Genomic DNA, 21,642 nt, shown 5'->3' on the forward strand with positions numbered 1-21,642 from the left:
GTCCTATGAGCAACGAAACCGAACGCGACGACCTCATCGCCGAGCTGGCGGCCGCTCGAGCTGCCCTCGTCACCCCTGCGAACGGCCTCACCGACGAGCAGGCCGGCGCGCGGCCGACCGTCAGCGCGCTGTGCGTCGGCGGGCTCGTCAAGCACGTCGCGTCCATGGAAGAGAACTGGCTGCGCTTCGCCGCCGAAGGCCCGTCGGCCCTGCGCTACGACCTGCCCGACGGCGTGACCTGGGCGGACATGGCGGCCGGGACCGCCCGCGAGTTCCCGCAGTGGGCGATCGACCACCAGAACGAGTTCGCCATGCAGCCCGGCGAGACCCTGGCGGGCGTGCTCGCGCGCTACGAAGACGTCGCGAAGCGTAGCGAGGACGTCATCCGCACGCTGCCCGACCTGTCCGTGACGCACCCGCTGCCGGACGCGCCCTGGAACCGGCCGGGGACGGTGTGGACCGCGCGGCGGGCCGTGCTGCACGTCATCACCGAAACCGCCCAGCACGCCGGCCACGCCGACCTCCTCCGCGAGACGCTCGACGGCCGGAAGTCGACGTGACGGTGCTGGACGCCCGGTCGCTCAACCGCGCGACGCTCGCCCGGCAGCTGCTGCTCGACCGCGCCGGCCTGCCGGTGCGCGACGCCGTCGCGCACCTCGGCGGCCTGCAGGCGCAGGAACCGCAGGAGCCGTTCACCGGGCTGTGGTCGCGGTTGCGCGCGTTCGACCCGGCGGCGCTGTCGGAGCTGCTCGCCGGGCGGCGCGTGGTGCGGACGCACCTGATGCGCCGGACCGTCCACCTGCTCACCGCCGAGGACGTCCTGGCGTGGCGGGCGCGCTTCGACGCGATGCTGCGCCAGCGCGTCCTCGGCACCTACCGCCGCGAGCTCGACGGGGTGGACCTCGACGAGCTCGCGGCGGCGGGCCGGGCGGTCCTGGCCGACGGCGAGCCGCGCTCGATGAGCGAGCTGGCGCGCGCGGTCGGCGATCGGTGGCCTTCGTGCGGGCCGCGGCCGCTCGGCGAGATGCTCGTCGCCGCGCTGATCCCGGTGGCCCAGCTGCCGCCGCGGGGGCTGTGGCGGACGAAGGGCGGCGTGCGGAACCTGCCGCTCGCGTCGTGGCTGGGCCGGGAAATCGACCCGCTCGACCCGGACGACGGGGTCGGACAGGCGCTGCTGAAGCGCTACTTGGCCGCGTTCGGGCCGGCAGCGACGGCGGATCTGCGCGCGTGGAGCGGCTTGACGGGACTGCCGGCGGCGGTGAAGGCGGTACGCGACGAACTGGTGGTGTTCCGCGACGAGCGGGGCCGCGAGCTGCTCGACCTGCCGGACGCACCGCGGCCGGACCCGGACACGCCGGCGCCGGTGCGGTTCCTGCCGGCGTTCGACAACACGATCCTCGGGTACGACGACCGGACCCGCGTCATCGACGACGCCCATCGAGGGGTATCGGTCGCGGGCGAGCGGGTGGTGCTGGTGGACGGCCGGGTCTCGGCGATCTGGTCGGCGGCCGCCGACGCGGTGGTGGTGGTGAAGCCGTTGCGGCGGCTGACCAAGCCCGAACGCACCGCGGTGACCGAGGAGGGTGGCGAGCTGGCGTCGTTCCTTTCCGACGGCGAAAGTGATCGCCTCCGCGTCGAAGCGAGCTAACCGACCGCCCGGGCGAAGCGCTCGGCCACCTCCCGCAGCCGCTCCACCAGACCCGGCGGTGCCTCCTCCACCACGAAGTCGTACCCCCACTGGGCCAGGTAGTACGGCACCGTGTCCAGGGTGTTCGCCCCGGTGCGGACCCGGCAGCTGTGCTCGTCGATCGGCTCCACCGCGCCGCTCGTCGGCGGCACCCGGCGGGACAGCTCCGACGCCGGGGCCGCCACCCGCAGCACCAGCTGGACCGGGTACGGCGCCATCGAAATCTGCCGCGACACGTACGCCGCCAGGTCCTCCGCCGGGGGTTCGCGCGGCGTGAACCGGAAGCTCGGCGCCGGCACGCCGGTGATGCGGTCCACGCGGAACGTGCGCCAGCCGTCGCGGTCCAGGTCGAACGCCACCAGGTACCAGCGTCGCCCGGTGTGGACCAGCCGCAGGGGCTCGACCGACCGTTCCGTCTCCGTGCCCGCGCGGTCGCCGTAGCCGAAGCGCAGCCGCTCGTGGTCACGGCAGGCCGACGCGATCGCGGTCAGCACCGAAGCGTCGACTGTCGGACCGCCGCCCGGGAGCGACACCGTCGCCGCCTGCAGCGCGCCCACCCGCGGACGCAGCCGCGCCGGCAGCACCTGTTCCAGCTTCGCCAGCGCGCGCACCGACGTCTCCTCGATGCCGCTGACCGTGCCGCTCGCCGCCGTGCGCAGGCCGACCGCGACCGCGACGGCCTCGTCGTCGTCCAGCAGCAGCGGCGGGAGCGCGGCGCCCGCGCCGAGCCGGTAGCCGCCCGCGACGCCCGAGGTCGCGTGCACCGGGTAGCCGAGGGAACGCAGCCGCTCGACGTCCCGGCGGATCGTGCGGACGTCGACCTCGAGCCGCGCCGCGAGGTCGCCGCCCGGCCAGTCGCGCCGGGCCTGCAGCAGCGAAAGCAGCCTGAGCAGGCGTTCCGATGTCCCGTACATGGGACGCAGTGTGCCAGACATCGAGGACAGTTCCGGTCCTCGATCCACCTCGGACGTGGCTGACCACTTGCCACGGACCGGGTCCGGCGGAAAGAGTGACGCATGCCGATCGACCCTGGCGCCCTGCTCGCCGTCGCCCGAGAAGAAGCCGAGCTGGGCAAGGCCGAGGGCGGCGTGCCGATCGGGGCCGCGCTGTTCGACACCGCGGGCACGCTGCTGGGCCGCGGGCACAACCGGCGCGTGCAGGACGACGACCCCTCGATGCACGCCGAGACCTCGGCGTTCCGCAACGCCGGGCGCCGTCCGCACTACCGCGACACGATCATGGTCACGACGCTTTCGCCGTGCTGGTACTGCTCCGGGCTCGTCCGTCAGTTCGGGATCGGGCGCGTCATCATCGGCGAGGCGGAGACGTTCCACGGCGGGCACGACTGGCTCGCCGGGCTCGGCGTGGAGATCACCCTGCTCGACGACCCCGCGTGCACCGCGCTGATGACGGAGTTCATCGCCGCGCGCCCGGACCTGTGGTTCGAGGACATCGGGGTCGAGAAGTCCGAATAGGACAGTGTTTGTTGAGGAGCCGGTATGCCGTCAACCGTTCCGCTCGTGGACCTCTCACCGTGGTTCGCGGGCACGTCCGAGGGCCGCGCCGACGTGGCCGGGCAGGTCGACCGCGCGCTGCGCGAGTCCGGGTTCCTGCTGGTCACCGGGCACGGCATCGCGGACGACCTGCGCCGCCGGACGCGTGAGCTGGCGCGGGAGTTCTTCGCGCTGCCCGAGGACGTCAAGCAGCGCTACGCCGTGACCGTCGGCGGCCGCGGCTGGCTGCCGCCGGGCGTCGAAGCCAACGGCTACGCCGAGGGCACCGAGACGCCGCCGGACCTCAAGGAGTCGTACTCCGCCGGCGCCGACCTCGGCGTGGGCGTCGCCGAGGTCGACGGCTTCTGGTTCCAGGCCAACGTCTGGCCGGCCGAGGTGCCGGGGCTCGCCGAGGCGGCCACGGAGTACATGCGCCGGATGCGGGCGCTGTCGGATCACCTGCTGGAGATCTTCGCCGCGGCGCTCGGCCTGGCCGAGAGCCACTTCACGCGCCACACCGCGCACCCGACGTACACGTTCAACATCAACTGGTACCCGCCGATGACCCACGTCGGCGCGCCCGAGCCGGAGCAGTTCCGGATCGGCCCGCACACCGACTTCGGCACGGTGACGGTGCTCGACCGCCAGGCCGGGGTCGGCGGGCTGCAGGTATGCACGGCCGGCGGCGAGTGGGCGGACGCGCCGTTCCACCCGGACGCGTTCACGGTCAACATCGGCGACCTGATGGCCCGCTGGACGGGCGACCGGTGGCGTTCGACGCGCCACCGCGTCCTGCCACCCGCCGCCTCGGCTCCCGACGAGGACCTGGTGTCGTTGATCTTCTTCTACGAGACCGACCACGACGCGCGGATCACGTCGCTGGCGCCGCCGCTGGGCAAGACGACGTATCCCGAGGTGATCGCTTCGGACTACCTGCGGGAGAAGCTCAACGCCATCACGGTCACCTGACCGTCAGGAACAGATCTGCTCGGCGATCGCGGCCGGGACCTCTTCGCACAATTCCCCGGTGCCCCCGGTCCGCGCGATCCAGGTTCCGTTCCGATAGGTGAACAAAACGCTGCCACCGTCGATGTCATTGGTGAAGTGCGCGAAAGCCCAGGGCGTCGCGCACTTGATGCGCTGCAGACCTTTGCTGTCGACGACCAGTGCACCGGACAATTCCTTGTTCGCCTTGAGCGCGGCTTCCAGCGTGGCTTTGGTCGCCGAGGCACAAGCGCTCACCTTGGTCGGCGCCGGCTTCACCACCTGCACCGGCGTGGTGGCCTGAACGGGAGCGGCGGCGGCCGTCGTCGCCACCGGTGTCGTCGGTGTCGTCGGTGTCGTGGCCGGTACGCCATTCGAAGCGGAATCCTGCGGACCGGTGCAAGCCGACAGAATCGCCGCCGCCATCACCATGGTCGCGATGCCCGTGGCACGACGAAACGAAAACATTGTTCCCCCTGAATTCCCCCGGCGGCCCCTCGCCGCCTTCCTGCCTAATAAGACGCTCAGCGGTATTGCCGGTTGTACGGCCGAGCTAACGGTCGGATCACGACGCCGGCTCGGCGCAGATCGTGCGATTGCGGCCCGCCGCCTTCGCGCGCAGCACCGCCGTCTCCGCCGCGAGCAAAGCGTCCGCCAGCAGCCGGTCCGCGCAGCCCGCGACCCCGATCGACACCGTCACGCCGACGAACTGCGGCCCGTCGCCCGACGCCTTGAGGGCCACCAGCGTCGACGCGATCCGCAGCCGGATGCGCTCGGCGATCGCCAGCGCGTCGAAGCGGCCGGTGCCCGGCAGCAGCACCGCGAACTCCTCGCCGCCGGAGCGGCCCACGAGATCCGCGGCCCGGACCTCGTCGCGCAAGGTATCGGCGACCGCGCGCAGGACCGCGTCGCCGACGCGGGCGCCGTAGCGGTCGTTGAGCTGGCGGAAGTGGTCGAGGTCGAGCAGCAGCACGGCCTGGCCCGGGCCGTGGCGGCCGAGCCGGTCCAGCTCGGCTTCGGCGGCGCCGCGCCACGACGCCGCGGTCAGCACGCCGGTGCCGGGATCGAGGGTGACGTGGTCGCGGCGGCCGCGGCCCAGCCCGCCGCGGTGCAGCACGACGGTGACGCCGGCCAGCACCGGGACCAGCGCCGGCGCGGCTTCGACGGCCCAGGCGAGCGGCAACGCGAAGCCGGTCATCGCGGCGTCGAAAGCGTGTCCGGGAAGAGCCGCCGAGGGACGACGGGGACCGTCGGCGGCGGTCACGAGCGCGGCGTTCACCGCCAGGAACACTACCCCGGAGACGGTCAGCAGGACGACGGTCCGGACGTCGAGGACCTCGCCGAGCGGCCGGACGCCGGTCGCGGTGAGGAACGCGCCGGCGACGAGGGCGGCCAGCGCCGTCGCGGCGGCGCCGAACACCTGCCGGTAGACGGGTCTTCTGCGGACCCGGAACCACTGGTGCAGCGCGGCGAGCACGACCAGCGCGACGGCGAGGCCCGGCCGGAGGACCAGCACCCCGGCGAAGAGCCACGGGGTGTCGACGCCGGGGCCGAGGAGGGTGTCCTCGCGGTGGCGCTCCACCGTGCGCGCGAGCTCGGCCGACACCAGCATCCCGCCCAGGAGCAGCGCGAACGGCGTCAGCATGGCGGCGAGCGGCGGGAACCGGAGGGCGGCGAGCACCGCGGCGGCGACGGCGAGGACGTCGATCGCGACGAGGTAGAGGACCTGGCCGCGGCGCGGCAGCCGCCACAGCGCCCAGCGCTGCAGGACGAAGGCGGGCAGGAACCGGCGGCGTCCCCCGCCGGCGGCGACCGAATCCCCCACCATTTCGGCAAAGTAGCCGGAATGGCGGGCGCTGTCACTCCGCCTTCAGGGGAATCTCACGTCGCCGACGCTGGGGAGCCGGGTGCGCACGGTAAGTCATATTTCCGCCCCTCGGAGGGTTGACATCCAACATTGGTCTAGTCCACTGTGTGGTGGCACACAGCGCTCCTCCCGGGTTGATCCCGCCGCCTCAAACCGGAGGTGCTCCATCCAGCACGTTTGGAGGACCCCCATGCTGCATCGTTCATCGCCGATCCATCCACAGCCACGGCCGGACAATTTCGTGGCAACGGTTGCCCGTCGCTCGAGGGGCGGCCTGCTTTCGGCTCGATCGGCGACCCCAGTGCGCCGTCTGGTCACCCTCGCGGTCGCGGCCGGAGCCGCGATGGCGACGGCGATCGGCCTCGCCCCGCCGGCGATGGCCGCGGTCGACCCGGTGCTCGCATCGCCGTACCTGTACCAGCGGGGCGGGCAGACCAGCCCCACCGCGGCGATGTCCGCCACCGGCGTGAAAGCGTTTACCCTCGCGTTCGTCCTGTCCGACGGCACCTGCAACCCGAAGTGGGACGGCAGCCGTTCGCTGACCGGCTCGGACAAGACGATGATCCAGAACATCCGCAACGCGGGCGGGGACGTGATCCCCTCCTTCGGCGGCTGGTCCGGTACGAAGCTGGGCTCGAAGTGCACGTCGGCGTCGGCGCTGGCCGGCGCGTACCAGAAGGTGATCGACGCCTACGGCCTCAAGGCGATCGACCTCGACATCGAGAACACCGACGAGTTCCAGAACAACACGGTGCAGGACCGCATCCTCAACGCGGTCAAGCTGACCAAGCAGAAGAACCCGAACCTGAAGGTCGTCATCACCATCGGCACCACGACGACCGGCCCCGACAGCTGGGGCAAGCGCCTGATCAACCAGGCCAAGGCGATCGGCGCGGGCGTCGACGTCTGGTCGGTCATGCCGTTCGACTTCTCCAGCGGCGGCGACATGGCCGCGCTGACGAAGTCCGCGGTCGACGGGCTGAAGAACCAGCTCAAGACCACCTTCGGCTGGAACGACGACACCGCCTACCGGCACAGCGGCCTCTCCTCGATGAACGGCAAGACCGACAACGCGGGCGAGACGGTCACAGTCGCGAACTTCACCTCGATCCGCGGCTACGCGACGAGCCACCACCTGGCCCGCTTCACGTTCTGGGCCACCAACCGCGACTGCAGCGGTGGCGGCGAGTGCAGCGGCATCACGCAGGACAAGTACGCGTTCACGAAGATCGTCGCCGGGTACGCCGGCTGACGCCTGAGCCCGTAGTGGGGCTGTCGAAGGCCCTCTCACCGGCATCGGGGCCGGTGAGGGGGCCTTCGCGGGTTCCGGTGAGCGGGAACCCGGCCGAGCCGGAATCCGGGTTCCGGTGAGCGGCAGCCGTTCCGGTGACCGGGAACCGGATTCCGTCACACCGCCGCAATCTTCGTCGCCTACCGTCTTCGCATGGCGAGCACCGAGCACCCCGGCTACGGCGACAAGGTCGTCGCCGTCGAACCCGGCGGGGTCGAACCCGTCGCCGACGCCGACCGCCACGGCAGGCCCCGGCAACTGGCCTGGACCTGGGCCTCCCCCAACCTCGAGTTCGCCACGATCTTCGTCGGCGTCCTCGCCGTCACCGCGTTCGGGCTCTCCTTCACCCAGGCCGCGCTCGCCGCCGTCGTCGGGAACGGGCTCGGGTCCCTGGCCCACGGCGTCCTGAGTGCCCGCGGCCCCCGTTACGGCGTGCCGCAGATGGTGCTCGGCCGGGCCGCGTTCGGCTACCGCGGGAACCTGGTGCCCGCCGCGCTCATGTCGGTCATGGCCGGCGTCGGCTGGTTCGCCGTCAACAGCGTCAGCGGGGCCTTCGCGCTCGCCAGCCTCACCGGGCTCCCCACCGTCGCCTGCCTCGTGCTCGTCGTCGCCCTGCAGATCGTCATCGCGTTCTTCGGGCACAACCTCGTCCAGGCGTACGAAAAGTACGTCTTCGCCGTCCTCGCCGTCGTGTTCGCCGTCGCGAGCGTCGTCATCTTCGGGAAGTCGGGCGCCACCACCGCCTCCGGCAGCGTGGGCGGTTTCCTCCTGGCCGTCGGCACCGCGTTCGGCTACACCGCCGGCTGGAACCCCTACGCCGCCGACTACACGCGCTACCTGCCGAAAACCGCGTCACGACGCGCGATCGGCCTCTACGCCGGCAGTGGCCTGTTCCTCTCCACCACGATCCTGATGCTCGTCGGCGCCGCCTCGACGACCATCGCCGGCCCGGCCGACGACAACCCCACGACGGCGTTCACCGGGCACCTGCCCGGCTTCCTCGCCGCCGCGACGCTGCTGGCGATCACGCTCGGCGCCGTCGCCGCGAACGTCCTCAACGTCTACTCCGGCGCGCTCGCCTTCCTCGCCCTCGGGATCAAGCTGCCGCTGGCGTGGCGCCGCGCCGTCGTCGCGCTCGCGTTCGGCGCGGTCGGGTTCGTGCTGGCCTGGCTGGGGCTCGCCGACGCCGGGCACGCGTACGAGAACTTCCTGCTGGTCATCGCCTACTGGATCGGCCCGTGGCTGGGCGTGCTGCTGGCCGACCACCACCTGCGCCGCGGCACCGGGTTCGGTGAGCTGCTCGCCGACCGGCGTCACCGGAACGTCGCGGGGTTCACCGCGTTCCTCGTCGGGCTGGTGGTTTCCGTCGGGCTGTTCGCCAACCAGGCGCTCTACACCGCGCCGATCCCGAAAGCGGTGCCCGGCACCGGCGATCTGACGTTCGCCGCCGGGTTCGTGCTCGCCGCCGGGACTTACCTGCTGCTCCGGCGTCAGCGCACCGGAGTCCCGTCGCGACGGCAGCCGTAGGGGTAGCACCGGTAGTCCGGGGTGAACGTCGGGAGGGTGACCGTCGTCGTCGGTGACGGCGGCAGGTCGACCGTCACGGTCGGCGTGGGGGTCGGCGTCTGGCGCGCGTGCATGACCACCGGCGACGGTGTCGTCGTCTGCGTCGGCGCGGCGAGCACGGTCGACGTCGGGACGCCGGTGGCCGGCTGCAGCTGCGGGAACTGCGTGGACCCCGGGACGGGCTCGGTCCGCGTCGCCAGGGCGAGCACGAGACCGCCGAGCACCACGATCACCGCCGACGCCAGCGCGATCCGGCCGGCCGCGCCGCGCGGCTCGGCGCCGGGTTCCCGCCGGGCGGCCGCCGCGGCCGAGCGCGAACCGGGTTTCCGCGGCCGCGCCCCGGCCTCCCGCAGCAGTTCGTCGACCGTGACCCGGTCCCGCCGCCTGCGTGCCCTGCGCGTCATGCACGCCCTCCACCCCATCGCTGATCCGGATGGATCGTAGAAAGCCGCGCCGGAAATGTAAACGCGCTGATCGCAGCGGTCTCGTTACCGTTTCGAGACATCCGGATCGTGCTCCCGGCCGTAGTCGTCAACGAGGGGCGAACCGCCGCAGGAGAGCGCTCACGCGCCGGGTCACGGGAGTGAACTCCGGGAGCCTCAGCAAGGCCAGCAACCCGAACGGGACGACCATCCCGAGCAAGGTCTGGACGGGCAGTTTCACCCACGCGGCCGGGATCACGCCCAGCGATCCGGGCACGGCGTAGCCGGCGAGCACCGCGGCCCCCGCGCCGAGCGCGCTCACGGACAGGGTGATCAGCCCGACCCGCAGGGATCGCTTGCTGCGCAGGTGCCCGAGCCGGACCCAGAGCCAGACCTGGCCGAGGACGGCCCCGACGACGAACCCCGCGCCGTTCACGAGCATCACGCCGAGGACGATGTGCTGGCCGTCGAGCAGGCCGCGGCAGAGCAGCAGCAGCGGGATCTTCACAGCGGTCATCACGAGCATGATCAGCGTGGGCGTGCGCGCGTCCTTCATCGCGTAGAACACCCGCAGCTGCAACATGACCAGCGCGAAGGGCAGCAGCCCGACGGCGGAGACGGCGAGGGTCTGGCCGAGGCGCTCGGCGTCGTCGAGGGTGCCGCGGCCCCAGGTGAAGATCGCGATGCCGACCGGCGTGCCGACCACGGCCAGCACGGCGGAGATCGGCACGAACAGCACCGTCGAGATGCGGGAGGCGAGCGAGAGGTCGCCGACGAGCGAGACCGTGTCGCCGTCCGCGGCCGCGCGGCTCATCCGCGGCATCAGCGCGGTCAGCAGCGAGACGCCGAGGATGCCGTACGGGAGCTGGAAGAGCAGGGACGCGTAGCTGTAGGCCGTGACGCCGCCGCTGGTCCCGTGCGTCAGCACGCGGGTGGTGACGACGAAACCGACGTGGCTGACCACGACGTAGCCGAGGATCCACGCGGCGAGCCCGCCGAACTCCTTGATCCGCGGGTCGAAACCCCAGCGCCAGCGGAACCGGAACCCGGTGCGCAGCAGCGCCGGGACCAGCACCACGGCCTGCACGACGATGCCGAGCGTGGTGCCGAGGCCGAGCACGAGCAGCTTCCGATCGCCCATCCGGACCGGGTCGAGCGTCAGCTCCCCCGGCACCACGGCGAACAGGACGAGCGTGGCGGTGACGACGACGTTGTTCAGCACCGGCGCCCAGGCGGGCGGGCCGAAGACGTTCTGCGCGTTGAGGATCGCCGAGAGCAGCGCGAAGAGGCCGTAGAACAGGATCTGCGGCAGCAGCAGGTACGCGAGCGCGGTGGTGAGCCCCGGGTTGGCCGTCGGAGACGATTTGTCGATGTAGAGCGTGGTGAACAGCGGCGCGATCGCGACCGCGACGGCCGTGCCGATGGTCAGCAGGACCAAGGCCATGGTGATCAGGCGCTGCGTGTAGGCGCGGCCGCCGTCCAGGTCGTCCTGGGAGCGGACGAGCAGCGGCACGACGACGCTGGCGAGCACGCCGCCGAAGAGCAGCTCGAAGACGATGTTCGGCAGGGTGTTCGCGACCGTGAAGGAGTCGTTGACCACCCCGGTGCCGACGACGGCGGCGAGCAGCAGCTTCGCGACGAACCCGGTGATCCGGCTGACGGTCGACGCGACGGCCATCCGGCCGCTCGAGCGGGCCAGCGACGAGCCGGCGCCTTCGCCGCGGCCGGCGCTGACGGGCGAGGCGGGCGGCCGCGCGACGATCTGGGTGGCGAACTCGTCGTAGGGCCGGCGGGAGACGTCGGGGTCGCGGGTCGGCCAGTGGGCGCCGCGCAGCTCGCTGGGGAGGAAGACCGTCGCCTCGTCGTCCACCGGTGGTGGGGGTTCCGCCATGGCTCAAGCCTGCCAGGTCGCGATCGCCCACGGGAGACCGAACAGCCGTTCGACGGCACGACGCTCGGTGACGCACGTGCAGGTGCTCAGGCGGCGAGGGTGATCTCCAGCGCGGCGCGGCCGGCCTCGGTCAGCTCGGCCGGGACGCGCCCGGTGGCGGCGTCGGCGGCGGGACGCAGGTAGCCGCCGTGGGCCAGTGCGTGAGCCGTCATCTGATCGCAACAGGCGAATCCGTCGATGAAGAGGTCGGGCTCGCAGCTGCACGACATCTGCGCACGGCCTGCTGCCACCGCCTTCAGCATCGCCATCGCGCGGTGGGTGAGCTCGACTCCTGAACCGGACACCGGACTGCCTTCCTTGGAGAAATCGCTACAACCAGTCATTCGCCCATTGGGCCGATTGTGTTACTTACGGCACTATGACGTTTCGGACGCGGGTGCGGTTCCGGATTGGTCGTCGACGCGGTGAACGGCAGCCCGGATGCGCCGACAGGCGGTGCCGGCTTCACACGAGCGTCCGGCACGGGCCAGTGGATGCGGCTCAGCCGCCGTTCAGCCGCAACTCCAAGGTGCCGGCCCACTCGCGGACGATCTGCCGCCGGCGCCGGGTGTCATCGGTGAGCAGGTTGGCCAGCCCCAGTCCGCGGGCGAGGTCGAGAGTGGCCTGGACCAGTTCGCGCACCCCCGGGCGGGACTCGTCGACGCCGAGGAGCTCCACCGTCACCCGGTGCGCCTCGCGCCCGACGCGCGCCTCCAGGGGCACCAGCACGTCCCGCAGCGCCTCGTCGGTCGCCGCCACCGACCACAGCTGCAGGGCCGCGCGGAACAGCGGCCCGGTGTAGAGGTTCAGCACCATCTCGACGACGCGCTCGATGCGCGGCGCCCCGCTCGGCAGGTCCGCGGCCTTGGCGCGCAGCTCGTCGATCTGCGACTCGCCGAGCAGGTCGACCGCCGCCACGACGAGGTCCTCCCGCGTCGGGAAGTGGTGCTGGGCCGCGCCGCGCGAGACGCCGGCGCGCTCGGCGATCCCGGCCACCGTCACGCCGTGCCAGCCGCGCTCGCCGAAGCCGTCGAGCGCGGCCTCGATCAGCCGCCGCCGCGTCGTGCGGCTGCGTTCCTGCTGGGGTTCGCGGACGCCGGTCAAGCCGGGTCGACCCAGAAGTCGAGCTGGAGGTCCTCCTCCGAGCCGCCGATGCGGTACTTCGAAAAGTCGGTCACCCCCGAAGCGCGCAGCACCTCGTCGTCGAGGAAGAAGTTCCCGGTCGCCTCGCGGCTCGGCTTGGCGAGGATCGCGTACGCGGCGTCGGCCATGATCTCCGGCGTCCGGCTGCGGTCGGCCAGTTCGGCGCCGACGACGTTGCGGATCGCCGCCGTGTCGATGGTCGTCCGCGGCCACAGGGAGTTGACCGCGACGCCGTCCTTCTTGAGTTCGGCCGCGAGCCCGACCGTCACCAGGCTCATCGAGTACTTCGCGATGCTGTACGCGAGGTGCCCGGCGGTGAACCACTTCTCATCGAGGCTGATCGGCGGCGACAGCGTCAGGATGTGCGCGTTGGCCGCTTTCCGCAGGTGCGGGATGGCCAGTTTGGACAGCAGGAACGTGCCGCGCGCGTTGATGTCCTGCATCAGGTCGTAGCGCTTCATGCTGACCTGCTCGGTCGGCGTCAGGTCGATCGCGCTGGCGTTGTTCACGACGATGTCGATGCCGCCGAACTGCTCGACGGTCTTCGCCACCGCTGCGGCGACACCGTCGTCGTCGCGGACGTCACCGAGGATCGGCAGCGCGTGCCCGCCCGCCTTCTCGATCGCCTCCGCGGCGGTGTAGATCGTGCCGGGCAGCTTCGGGTGCGGCTCGGCGGTCTTGGCCAGGAGCGCCACGTTCGCGCCGTCCTTCGCGGCGCGGAGCGCGATCGCCTCGCCGATGCCGCGGCTGCCGCCGGACATGATGATCGTCTTGCCGTCCAAGGTGGACATGGCGACCCTCCTAGTAGGACTTGGGCAGGCCGAGGCTGTGCTGGCCGACGAAGTTGAGCACCATCTCGCGGCTGACCGGGGCGATCCGGCCGAGCCGGACGGCGGTGACCAGCGTGCCCAGGCCGTATTCGGTCGCGAGGCCGTTGCCACCGTGGGTCTGCACGGCCTGGTCGGTCGCGCGGATGGCGACCTCCGCGGCGGCGTACTTGGCCATGTTGGCCGACTCCCCCGCGCCGAAGTCGTCACCGCAGTCGTAGAGCGATGCGGCCTTCTGAGTCATCAGCTTGGCCAGTTCCAGCTCGACCTTGATCTCGGCGAGCGGGTGCGCGAGGCCCTGGTGGGCGCCGATCGGGGTGCCCCAGACCTGGCGCTGGTTGGCGTAGGAGACGGCCTTGGCCAGCGCGTAGCGGGCGATGCCGAGGGAGAACGACGCGCCCATGATGCGTTCCGGGTTGAGGCCCGCGAACAGCTGCGCGATCGCCGCGTCCTCCTCGCCGACCAGCGCCTCGGCCGGGAGCTTGACGTCGTCGAGGAACAGCGAAAACTGGTCCTCCGGCGCGATGATGTCCATCGGGATCTTCGTGTACTCGAAGCCCGGGGTGCCGGTCGGGAGGATGAACAGCGCGGGCTTGAGCTTGCCGGTCCTGGAATCCTCCATGCGGCCGACGACGAGCACCGCGTCGGCCTCGTCGACGCCGGAGATGTAGACCTTGCGTCCACTGAGGACCCAGCCGTCGCCGTCGCGCTTGGCGGTGGTGGTGATCTTGTGCGAGTTCGACCCGGCGTCCGGCTCGGTGATCGCGAAGACCATCCGCTTGGTGCCGTCGGCGATGCCGGGCAGCCACTGCTTCTTCTGCTCTTCGGTGCCGAACCGCGAGATCACGGTGCCGCAGATCGCCGGCGAGACGACCATGAGCAGCAGCGGCGAGCCCGCGGCGGCCAGCTCTTCGAGCACCGCGGCGAGGTCGGCGATGCCCGCGCCCCCGCCGCCGTACTCCTCGGGGATGTTGACGCCGAGGTAGCCCAGCCGGCCGGCCTCGTCCCACAGCTCGTGGGTCTTCTCGTCCGCCCGCGCCTTGCGCGCGTAGTACTCGTGCCCGTACTTGGTGCCGAGCTCGGCGACGGCCTTGCGGAGCGCGATCCGCTCCTCCGGCTCGATGAAGTTCATGGCGTTCATTCTGCTTCTCCCACCACCGCGAGGATCGTGCCCACTTCGACCTGCTGTCCCACTGTCACCGGCAGTTCCGCCACCACGCCGTCGGCGGGAGCGGCGATCCGGTGTTCCATCTTCATCGCCTCGAGCCACAGCAGCGGATCGCCGGCCTTGACCGGGTCCCCGGCCTGCACGGCCAGCCGGACGACGGTGCCCGGCATCGGCGCGACCAGCGACCCGGCGGCGAGTGCCGCGTCCGGGTCGGCGAACCGAGGTGCTGCCGTCAACGCCACCGAGCCGAGCGCGGAGTCCACGTAGGACACTCCGTCGTGCCGCACGACGTCGAAGGTGCGCCGCACCCCGGCGACGTCCAGCACGACCCGGCCGGGCTCAGCGGTGACCAGTTCGGCTTCGTAACCGTCGGCTTTCAGTCCGTCGCGGGTCAGCGAGTAGACGATCTCGTACTCGCGATCGCTCGCGGTGAAGACCTTGCGCTGCCCGGCCGACCGGACGTTGCGCCAGCCGCTGGGCAGCCTGCTTTGCGTGGTCGCCGACGCCCGGTTGCCCGCCGCGTCCGCGAGCGCCGCGGCCAGCGCCGAGACGCTCTCGGTGTCCACAGTGGCCAGCGGTGCGGCGAGGGTGTCCAGGCCGTGCCGGTCGAAGAACGCGGTGTCCGTCTCCCCGGCCAGGAACGCCTCGTGCCGGAGGATGTTCACCAGCAGGTCGCGGTTGGTGACGACGCCGTGGATCTTCGACGCCGCCAAGGCCTTCGCGAGCCGCCGAGCGGCCTCGGCCCGGGTCGGGGCCCAAGTGATCACCTTGGCGAGCATCGGGTCGTAGTGGACGCCCACCACGGACCCGCTCTCGAACCCGGAGTCGAGCCGCAGCCCGGTGCCGTGGGTGAACGCACGGTCCACATCGGGCACTTCGAACGTGTGCAGCGTCCCGCTCTGCGGCTGCCAGTTCGCCGCCGGGTCCTCGGCGTACAGCCGGACCTCGATGGAATGCCCTTGCGTAGCCGGTGGCTCGGCGGGCAGCCGCTCGCCCTCGGCGACGCGCAGCTGCAGCGCGACCAGGTCCAGACCGGTGACGTTCTCGGTGACCGGGTGCTCGACCTGCAGCCGGGTGTTCATCTCGAGGAAGTAGAACCGGCCGTCCGGCGCGGCGAGGAACTCGACCGTGCCCGCGCCGACGTAGTCGATCGCCTTGGCCGCCTTGCGTGCGGCGTCGAACAACTCCTCGCGCATCGCTTCATCGACAAACGGCGACGGTGCTTCCTCGACGACCTTCTGGTGCCGGCGCTGGATCGAGCACTCCCGCTCCCCCACCGCCCACACCGTGCCGTGCCGGTCGGCCATGACCTGGACCTCGATGTGCCGCCCGGTTTCCAGGTAGCGCTCGCAGAACACGGTCGGGTCGCCGAACGCCGATCCCGCCTCGGCGCCGGCACCTTCCACGGCCTCGGCAAGCTCGTCGAGTGAGCGGACCACGCGCATGCCGCGGCCACCACCGCCGGCGGACGCCTTGACGAGCAATGGAAGATCGTCCTGGGTCACCTGGTCCGGGTCCAGTTCGGACAGCACCGGGACCCCGGCGGCGGCCATCAGCCGCTTGGACTCCACCTTGGAGCCCATGGTCTCGATGGCCTCCGGCGGCGGCCCGACCCAGGTCAGCCCGGCGTCGAGGACGGCACGCGCGAACGCGGCGTTCTCGGACAGGAAGCCGTACCCGGGGTGGACGGCGTCGGCGCCGGTGTCGGCCGCGGCCTTCACCAGCAGGTCGGCCCGCAGGTACGTCTCGGACGGCGCGTTGCCGGGCAGCCGGACGGCCGCGTCGGCTTCGACGGTGTGCGGCGCGGCGGCATCGGCGTCGGAGAACACCGCGACCGTGCCGATCCCGGCGTCGCGGCAGCTACGGAAGACGCGGCGGGCGATCTCGCCGCGGTTGGCGACCAGCAGGTTCTGGATCATCGCTCACTCACATCCGGAAGACGCCGAAGCCCTCGGCGCCCTTCACTGGTCCATTGTGGATCGCCGACAGGCTCAGCCCGAGCGCGGTGCGGGTGTCGCGCGGGTCGATGATGCCGTCGTCGTAGAGCATGCCGGAGAGGAACATCGGCATCGACTCGGCCTCGATCTGGCCTTCCACCATGGCGCGCATGGCCTTGTCGTTGTCCTCGTTGTACTCCTGGCCGCGACTTTCGGCCGCCGCGCGGGCCACGATGGACAGTACGCCGGCCAGCTGCGCCGGGCCCATCACCGCGGACTTCGCGCTCGGCCAGGCGAACAGGAATCGCGGATCGTAGGCACGGCCGCACATGCCGTAGTGACCGGCGCCGTAGGACGCTCCCATGAGGACGGACAGGTGCGGCACCTTCGAGTTCGACACGGCGTTGATCATCATCGCGCCGTGCTTGATAATGCCGCTCTGCTCGTACTCCTTGCCGACCATGTAGCCGGTCGTGTTGTGCAGGAACACCAGCGGCGTGTGGATCTGGTTGGCCAGCTGGATGAACTGCGCCGCCTTCTGCGACTCCTCGCCGAACAGCACGCCCTGCGCGTTCGCGAGGACGCCGACCGGATAGCCGTGGATGCTCGCCCAGCCCGTCACCAGGCTCGCCCCATAGAGCGGCTTGAACTCGTCGAAGTCGGAGCCGTCGACGACGCGGGCGATGACCTCGCGCGGGTCGAACGGGACCTTGAGGTCGGTCGGCACGATGCCGAGCAGGTCCTCGGTGTCGTACAGCGGCTCGGCGTAGTCCGGTTTCGGTGTCGGCCCCTGCTTCGTCCAGTTGAGCCGCTTGATGATGTTGCGGCCGAGGCGGATCGCGTCCTGCTCGTCGACGGCCAGGTAGTCGGCCAGGCCGGAGGTCCGCGCGTGCATCTCGGCGCCGCCGAGCGACTCGTCGTCGGACTCCTCCCCGGTCGCCATCTTGACCAGCGGCGGCCCGCCGAGGAACACCTTGGCGCGTTCCTTGACCATCACGACGTAGTCCGACATGCCCGGCAGGTACGCCCCGCCGGCGGTGGAGTTGCCGAAGACCAGCGCGACCGTCGGGCAGCCCGCCGCCGAAGCGCGCGTGATGTCGCGGAAGATCCGGCCGCCGGGGATGAAGATCTCCTTCTGCGTCGGCAGGTCCGCGCCACCCGACTCGACGAGGTTGATCGACGGGAGCCGGTTCTGCGCGGCGATGTCCGCGGCCCGGAAGCTCTTCTTCGTGGTCCACGGGTTGCTGGCGCCACCCTTGACCGTCGGGTCGCTCGCCGAGATCAGGCACTCGACGCCTTCGACGACCCCGATGCCGGTCACGAGGCTCGCGCCGACCCGGTAGTCGGTTCCCCAGGCCGCCAGCGGCGAAAGCTCCAGGAACGGCGAGTCCTCGTCCAGCAGCAGCTCGATCCGCTCGCGGGCCAGCAGCTTGCCGCGCTTGCGGTGGCGCTCGACGTACTTCTCGCCGCCGCCGGCCACGGCCTTGGCCTGCTCGGTGGCGATCTCGGCGAGCTTCTCCAGCATCGCCTCGCGGTTGGCGCCGAACTCGGCAACCCGCGTGTCCACTGTGGACCTCAGAGCGGTCATGAAGTGTATCCCAATCGCTTCGCGGCCAGGCCGGTGAGGATCTCGGTCGTGCCGCCGCCGATGCCGAGGATCCGGACGTCGCGGTAGTGGCGCTCCACCTCGGCCTCGCGCAGGTAGCCGAGGCCGCCGTGCAGCTGGACGGCCTCGTTGACCACCCACTCGGCGGCCTCGACGGCGGTGTTCTTGGCGAAACAGGCCTCGGCGATGACTTCCTCGCCCGAGACGTGCCGGATCGCGGCCTGCCGGGCGTAGGTCCGGGCCACGTCCACGCGACGGGCCATTTCGGTCAGCTTGTGCTGCACGACCTGCCGTGAGATGAGCGGACGGCCGAACGTCTCGCGCAACCGGCACCAGTCCAGCGTCAGGTCGAGAGCGCGCTGAGCGTGCGAGTACGCCTGCACGGCCAGCGAAAGCCGTTCGGTGACGAACTGCGTGGCCACCTGCGCGAACCCGCTGTTCTCGGCGCCCACCAGGTTCTCCACGGGCACCCGGACGTCCACGTAGGACAGTTCGGCGGTGTCGGAGCAGAGCCAGCCCATCTTCTCGAGCTTGCGGGAGACGGTGAACCCGGGCGTTCCGCGTTCGACGACGATCAGCGAGAGCCCGTGCGCGCCGTCGCCGCCGGTGCGCACGACCGTCGTGACGAAGTCCGCGCGGCAGCCGGAGGTGATGTAGGTCTTGGCGCCGTTGACGACGTACTCGTCGCCCTCGCGCACGGCGGTGGTCCGGATCCCGGCGACGTCCGAACCGCCGTCCGGCTCGGTGACGGCGAGGGAGCCGATCTTGTCCCCGGCCAGGGTCGGGCGGACCCAGCGTTCGATCTGCACCGGGTCGTTCGCCTCGGCGATGTGCGGCACGGCGATGCCGCAGGTGAACAGCGACGCGAAGAGCCCGCCGGAGCCGCCGGCGTAGTGCATCTCCTCGGCGATGACGAGCGCGTCGAGGTAGTTGCCGTCGCCCCCGCCGATCTCCTCGGGGAAGGCGACACCGAGCAGACCGAGGTCGCCGGCTTTGCGGTGCAGGTCGCGCGGCAGCTCACCGGCGCGCTCCCAGTCGTCGAGGTGGGGCAGGACCTCCTGCTCGACGAACTTCCGCACGGTCTTGCGCAGCTCGGCCCGCTCGGGCGTCCGGAACGGATCGGTCACTGTGCCTCCTGGGGCCGAGCCCCAGACCCCAGCCGGGGGGCAAGCCCCCCTGGGCCCCCCAACTGCGGTAGGAGCACCTCGGGGACGTCGATCTCACGGGACCGCAGCCATTCGCCGAAGGCCTTGGCCTGCGGGTCGAACCGCGCCTGCGACGCGACGCCCTCGCCGAGGATGCCTTCGACGACGAAGTTCATCGCCCGCAGGTTCGGCAGCAGGTAGCGCGTCACGGGCAGGTCGGCGGTTTCGGGCAGCAGCAGCTTGAACTCGGCGACGGTCAGCCGGTGCACCAGCCACCGCCACGCCTCTTCCGACCGCACCCAGACGCCGAGGTTGGCGTTGCCGCCCTTGTCGCCGCTGCGGGCGCCGGCGATCGTGCCCAGCGGGGCCCGGCGCACCGGTCCGTGGTCGAGGGGTTCGGGCAGCGCGGGCTCGTCCACTTCGGACAGGTCCTGTGTGGACGTCGAAGGCGCGATGTCGACTCGCATCCCGTCCGGCAGGACGGCCACGTGCGGGACCTTCGCAGCGTCCACATAGGCCGCGGTGTAGACGCCGTACGGCGAGGCGTCGGACGGCGGCGCGGTGACGTGGAACCCCGGGTAGCTGGCCAGGGCCAGCTCGACGGCGGCCCCGGTGAACGCGCGCCCGGCGACCTTGGGGTCGGCGTCCTTGACCGCGACGTGCAGCAGGGCGCTCGCGGTCTGCTCGGTGTCGGCGTCGGCGTGATCGGTGCGGGCCAGCGTCCAGCGGACGTCGGCGGGCGGCCGGTCCTTGAGCGCACCTTCGAGCTGTTCCTTCACCAGCGCGGCTTTCGCGTCGATGTCGAGTCCGGTGAGGACGAACGTCGTCTCGTTGCGGAAGCCGCCGAGGGTGTTCAGCGCGACCTTCAGCGTCGGCGGCGGAGCCTCCCCGCGGACGCCGGAGATGCGGACGCGGTCGGGTCCGTCTTCGGCCAGCGAAAGCGTGTCGAACCGGGTCGTGACGTCCGGTCCGGCGTACCGCGCGCCGGTGATCTCGTACAGCAGCTGCGCGGTGACGGTGCCGGCGTTCACCACTCCCCCGGTGCCGGGGTGCTTGGTGATGACGCTGGAGCCGTCGGCGTCGATCTCGGCGATCGGGAAGCCGGGCACGCCCAGGGAATGCTCGGTGAAGAAGGCGTAGTTCCCGCCCGTGGCCTGCGCGCCGCATTCGATGACGTGCCCGGCGGCGACCGCGCCGGCGAGGGCGTCGAAGTGGTCGCGGGCCCAGCCGTAGTGCGCGGCGGCCGGGCCGACGATCACCGAGGCGTCGGTGACGCGCCCGGTGACGACGACATCAGCGCCCGCGTTCAGGCACTCCACGATGCCCCAAGCGCCGAGATAGGCGTTGGCGGTCAACGGTTTCCCGAGATTCAGTTCGTCGGCGCGTGCGACCAGGTCGTCGCCTTCGACGTGCGCGATCTTGACGTCGAGCCCGAGCTTCGCGGCCAGCTCGCGCAGGGCGTCCGCGAGCCCGGCCGGGTTGAGCCCGCCCGCGTTGGCGACGATCTTGACACCCTTTTCCCGCGCCAGTCCGAGGTTTTCCTCCATCTGGCGCAGGAACGTCTTGGCGTAGCCGCGGTTCGCGTCCTTCATCCGGTCGCGCCCGAGGATGAGCATGGTCAGTTCGGCCAGGTAGTCCCCCGTGAGCACATCCAGGGGGCCGCCGGTGAGCATCTCGCGGACGGCGGAAAAGCGGTCACCGTAGAAGCCCGACGCGTTGCCGATGCGGTAGGTCATGCGAACTGCCCGGGCTTCCGGCCTTCTCCAGGAGGTCCGGCGAAGGCCTGCGCGATGGTCAGCCATTCTTCGACGTCGGCGCCGTGGGCGATCAGGTCGGTGTCGGCCGGGTGCCGCCGCTGGGTGACGACGAGGCAGAAGTCGACGGCGCTGCCGGTGAGCTTCTGCTCGGCGTCCTCGGGGCCGAACGCCCAGGTGGAGCCATCGGGCGCGGTCAGTTCGACGCGGAACTCCCCGGCCGGCGGCGCGAGGGAATTGAGCAGGTAGGCGAAGTCGCGGGTGCGGGTGCCGAAGCGGGCGATGTGCCACAGCCGCGCGGTCGGCTCGCGCGTCAGGCCGAGGGCGTCGTAGATGTCCTGGCCGTGGGCCCAGGTCTCCATCAGGCGAGCGGTGACCATGGAGGCCGCGCTCATCGGCGGGCCGTACCAGGGCAGCTTTTGCCCGTCGGGCACGGCGGCGAGGGCTTCGGCGAGCGCGGCCCGCCCGGCGCGCCAGTCTTCGAGGATCTCCCTCGGCGGCCGCTCCGCGCCTTCGGCCGCGGCGAGGTCGACGTAGTTCTCCCCGATCGTGAGGAGCTCTTCGACCTCGGCCTGCCAGTCCTCCGGGTGGGCCGCCGCGATGAAGGCTTTGCGGTCGGTCCACGCCAGGTGGGCGATGGTGTGCGCGATCGTCCACCCCTCGGCGGGCGTCGCGCGCGCCCAGTCGGACGCGGGCAGGTTCGCCACCACGTCGTCGATCGTCCGTGTCTCCGCGTCGAGATCCCCGAGGATCACGCCGAGATCCGCCATCCGCCGCCTCCTTGCGTCCTGCGGCCCAGCGTCGCACCGGTGGTCGGAAAAA

At 71.4% G+C, this 21,642-nt stretch carries 20 protein-coding genes; 6 read left to right on the forward strand and 14 right to left on the reverse strand.

Annotated elements, in window-relative coordinates:
* Window positions 1-5: 5 nt before the first annotated feature.
* Window positions 6-560, forward strand: a complete 555-nt coding sequence (locus AB0N03_RS41010) for a DinB family protein (protein ID WP_364384272.1) — start codon at window positions 6-8, stop codon at window positions 558-560.
* On the forward strand, window positions 557-1,648 hold the full coding sequence (locus AB0N03_RS41015) for a winged helix DNA-binding domain-containing protein (protein WP_364384275.1): 1,092 nt from the start codon (window positions 557-559) through the stop codon (window positions 1,646-1,648). Before AB0N03_RS41010 ends, AB0N03_RS41015 begins: the two co-directional genes overlap by 4 nt.
* On the opposite strand, the gene AB0N03_RS41020 is transcribed toward AB0N03_RS41015, so the two are convergent.
* On the reverse strand, window positions 1,645-2,601 hold the full coding sequence (locus AB0N03_RS41020) for a YafY family protein (RefSeq protein WP_364384278.1): 957 nt from the start codon (window positions 2,599-2,601) through the stop codon (window positions 1,645-1,647). The two genes, AB0N03_RS41015 and AB0N03_RS41020, sit on opposite strands and share 4 nt — an antisense overlap.
* A 102-nt stretch (window positions 2,602-2,703) precedes the next feature.
* Between AB0N03_RS41020 and AB0N03_RS41025 the strand changes: the two genes are divergently transcribed.
* Together AB0N03_RS41025 and AB0N03_RS41030 are read left to right on the forward strand one after the other, a co-directional pair.
* Window positions 2,704-3,162 carry a nucleoside deaminase gene (locus tag AB0N03_RS41025; protein ID WP_364384281.1) on the forward strand — a complete coding sequence of 153 codons (459 nt, stop codon included), beginning with the start codon at window positions 2,704-2,706 and terminating at the stop codon, window positions 3,160-3,162.
* A gap of 24 nt (window positions 3,163-3,186) precedes the next feature.
* Window positions 3,187-4,149, forward strand: a complete 963-nt coding sequence (locus AB0N03_RS41030; protein WP_364384284.1) for a 2-oxoglutarate and iron-dependent oxygenase domain-containing protein — start codon at window positions 3,187-3,189, stop codon at window positions 4,147-4,149.
* 3 nt (window positions 4,150-4,152) lie between these two features.
* Here AB0N03_RS41030 and AB0N03_RS41035 read toward each other — a convergent pair whose 3' ends face one another.
* Together AB0N03_RS41035 and AB0N03_RS41040 are read right to left on the reverse strand one after the other, a co-directional pair.
* Entirely contained in the window at window positions 4,153-4,632 is a 480-nt protein-coding gene (locus tag AB0N03_RS41035) for a hypothetical protein (protein WP_364384287.1), read from the reverse strand.
* A gap of 97 nt (window positions 4,633-4,729) precedes the next feature.
* Window positions 4,730-5,992: a GGDEF domain-containing protein gene (locus tag AB0N03_RS41040; protein WP_364384290.1), complete on the reverse strand. Its 1,263-nt coding sequence runs from the start codon at window positions 5,990-5,992 to the stop codon at window positions 4,730-4,732.
* Window positions 5,993-6,332: 340 nt separating this feature from the next.
* Between AB0N03_RS41040 and AB0N03_RS41045 the strand changes: the two genes are divergently transcribed.
* Both AB0N03_RS41045 and AB0N03_RS41050 read left to right on the forward strand, forming a co-directional pair.
* On the forward strand, window positions 6,333-7,283 hold the full coding sequence (locus AB0N03_RS41045; RefSeq protein ID WP_364384293.1) for a chitinase: 951 nt from the start codon (window positions 6,333-6,335) through the stop codon (window positions 7,281-7,283).
* A 192-nt stretch (window positions 7,284-7,475) separates the two neighbouring features.
* A complete protein-coding gene (locus AB0N03_RS41050) occupies window positions 7,476-8,849 on the forward strand; it encodes a cytosine permease (RefSeq protein ID WP_364384296.1) in 1,374 nt (457 codons plus the stop codon).
* Here AB0N03_RS41050 and AB0N03_RS41055 read toward each other — a convergent pair.
* The 11 genes from AB0N03_RS41055 to AB0N03_RS41105 all read right to left on the reverse strand — a co-directional run bounded on the left by AB0N03_RS41055 (window position 8,813) and on the right by AB0N03_RS41105 (window position 21,590).
* Complete coding sequence (locus AB0N03_RS41055; protein ID WP_364384299.1) at window positions 8,813-9,292, reverse strand: hypothetical protein; 480 nt, start codon at window positions 9,290-9,292, stop codon at window positions 8,813-8,815. The two genes, AB0N03_RS41050 and AB0N03_RS41055, sit on opposite strands and share 37 nt — an antisense overlap.
* Before the next feature lie 127 nt (window positions 9,293-9,419).
* Window positions 9,420-11,201 (reverse strand): murein biosynthesis integral membrane protein MurJ, encoded by a 1,782-nt coding sequence (gene murJ, locus AB0N03_RS41060; protein ID WP_364384301.1) that lies wholly within the window; start codon window positions 11,199-11,201, stop codon window positions 9,420-9,422.
* An 86-nt stretch (window positions 11,202-11,287) separates the two neighbouring features.
* Window positions 11,288-11,545 carry a hypothetical protein gene (locus AB0N03_RS41065; RefSeq protein ID WP_364384304.1) on the reverse strand — a complete coding sequence of 86 codons (258 nt, stop codon included), beginning with the start codon at window positions 11,543-11,545 and terminating at the stop codon, window positions 11,288-11,290.
* Window positions 11,546-11,741: 196 nt separating this feature from the next.
* Window positions 11,742-12,344: a TetR/AcrR family transcriptional regulator gene (locus tag AB0N03_RS41070; protein ID WP_364384306.1), complete on the reverse strand. Its 603-nt coding sequence runs from the start codon at window positions 12,342-12,344 to the stop codon at window positions 11,742-11,744.
* Window positions 12,341-13,174, reverse strand: a complete 834-nt coding sequence (locus AB0N03_RS41075) for an NAD(P)-dependent oxidoreductase (protein WP_364384309.1) — start codon at window positions 13,172-13,174, stop codon at window positions 12,341-12,343. The genes AB0N03_RS41070 and AB0N03_RS41075 overlap by 4 nt, the downstream gene beginning before the upstream one ends.
* 10 nt (window positions 13,175-13,184) lie before the next feature.
* Window positions 13,185-14,351, reverse strand: coding sequence for an acyl-CoA dehydrogenase (locus tag AB0N03_RS41080; protein ID WP_364384312.1), 1,167 nt, complete (start codon window positions 14,349-14,351; stop codon window positions 13,185-13,187).
* Window positions 14,348-16,297, reverse strand: coding sequence for a biotin carboxylase N-terminal domain-containing protein (locus AB0N03_RS41085; protein WP_364384315.1), 1,950 nt, complete (start codon window positions 16,295-16,297; stop codon window positions 14,348-14,350). Before AB0N03_RS41085 ends, AB0N03_RS41080 begins: the two co-directional genes overlap by 4 nt.
* 7 nt (window positions 16,298-16,304) lie before the next feature.
* Complete coding sequence (locus tag AB0N03_RS41090) at window positions 16,305-17,903, reverse strand: carboxyl transferase domain-containing protein (RefSeq protein WP_364384318.1); 1,599 nt, start codon at window positions 17,901-17,903, stop codon at window positions 16,305-16,307.
* Window positions 17,900-19,048: an acyl-CoA dehydrogenase family protein gene (locus tag AB0N03_RS41095; RefSeq protein ID WP_364384321.1), complete on the reverse strand. Its 1,149-nt coding sequence runs from the start codon at window positions 19,046-19,048 to the stop codon at window positions 17,900-17,902. The genes AB0N03_RS41090 and AB0N03_RS41095 overlap by 4 nt, the downstream gene beginning before the upstream one ends.
* Entirely contained in the window at window positions 19,045-20,802 is a 1,758-nt protein-coding gene (locus tag AB0N03_RS41100; protein WP_364384323.1) for an acyclic terpene utilization AtuA family protein, read from the reverse strand. Before AB0N03_RS41100 ends, AB0N03_RS41095 begins: the two co-directional genes overlap by 4 nt.
* Window positions 20,799-21,590: a TIGR03084 family metal-binding protein gene (locus AB0N03_RS41105; RefSeq protein WP_364384326.1), complete on the reverse strand. Its 792-nt coding sequence runs from the start codon at window positions 21,588-21,590 to the stop codon at window positions 20,799-20,801. The genes AB0N03_RS41100 and AB0N03_RS41105 overlap by 4 nt, the downstream gene beginning before the upstream one ends.
* Window positions 21,591-21,642 lie beyond the last annotated feature (52 nt).

The organism is Amycolatopsis sp. NPDC051061 (assembly GCF_040682935.1).
Lineage (GTDB): Bacteria > Actinomycetota > Actinomycetes > Mycobacteriales > Pseudonocardiaceae > Amycolatopsis.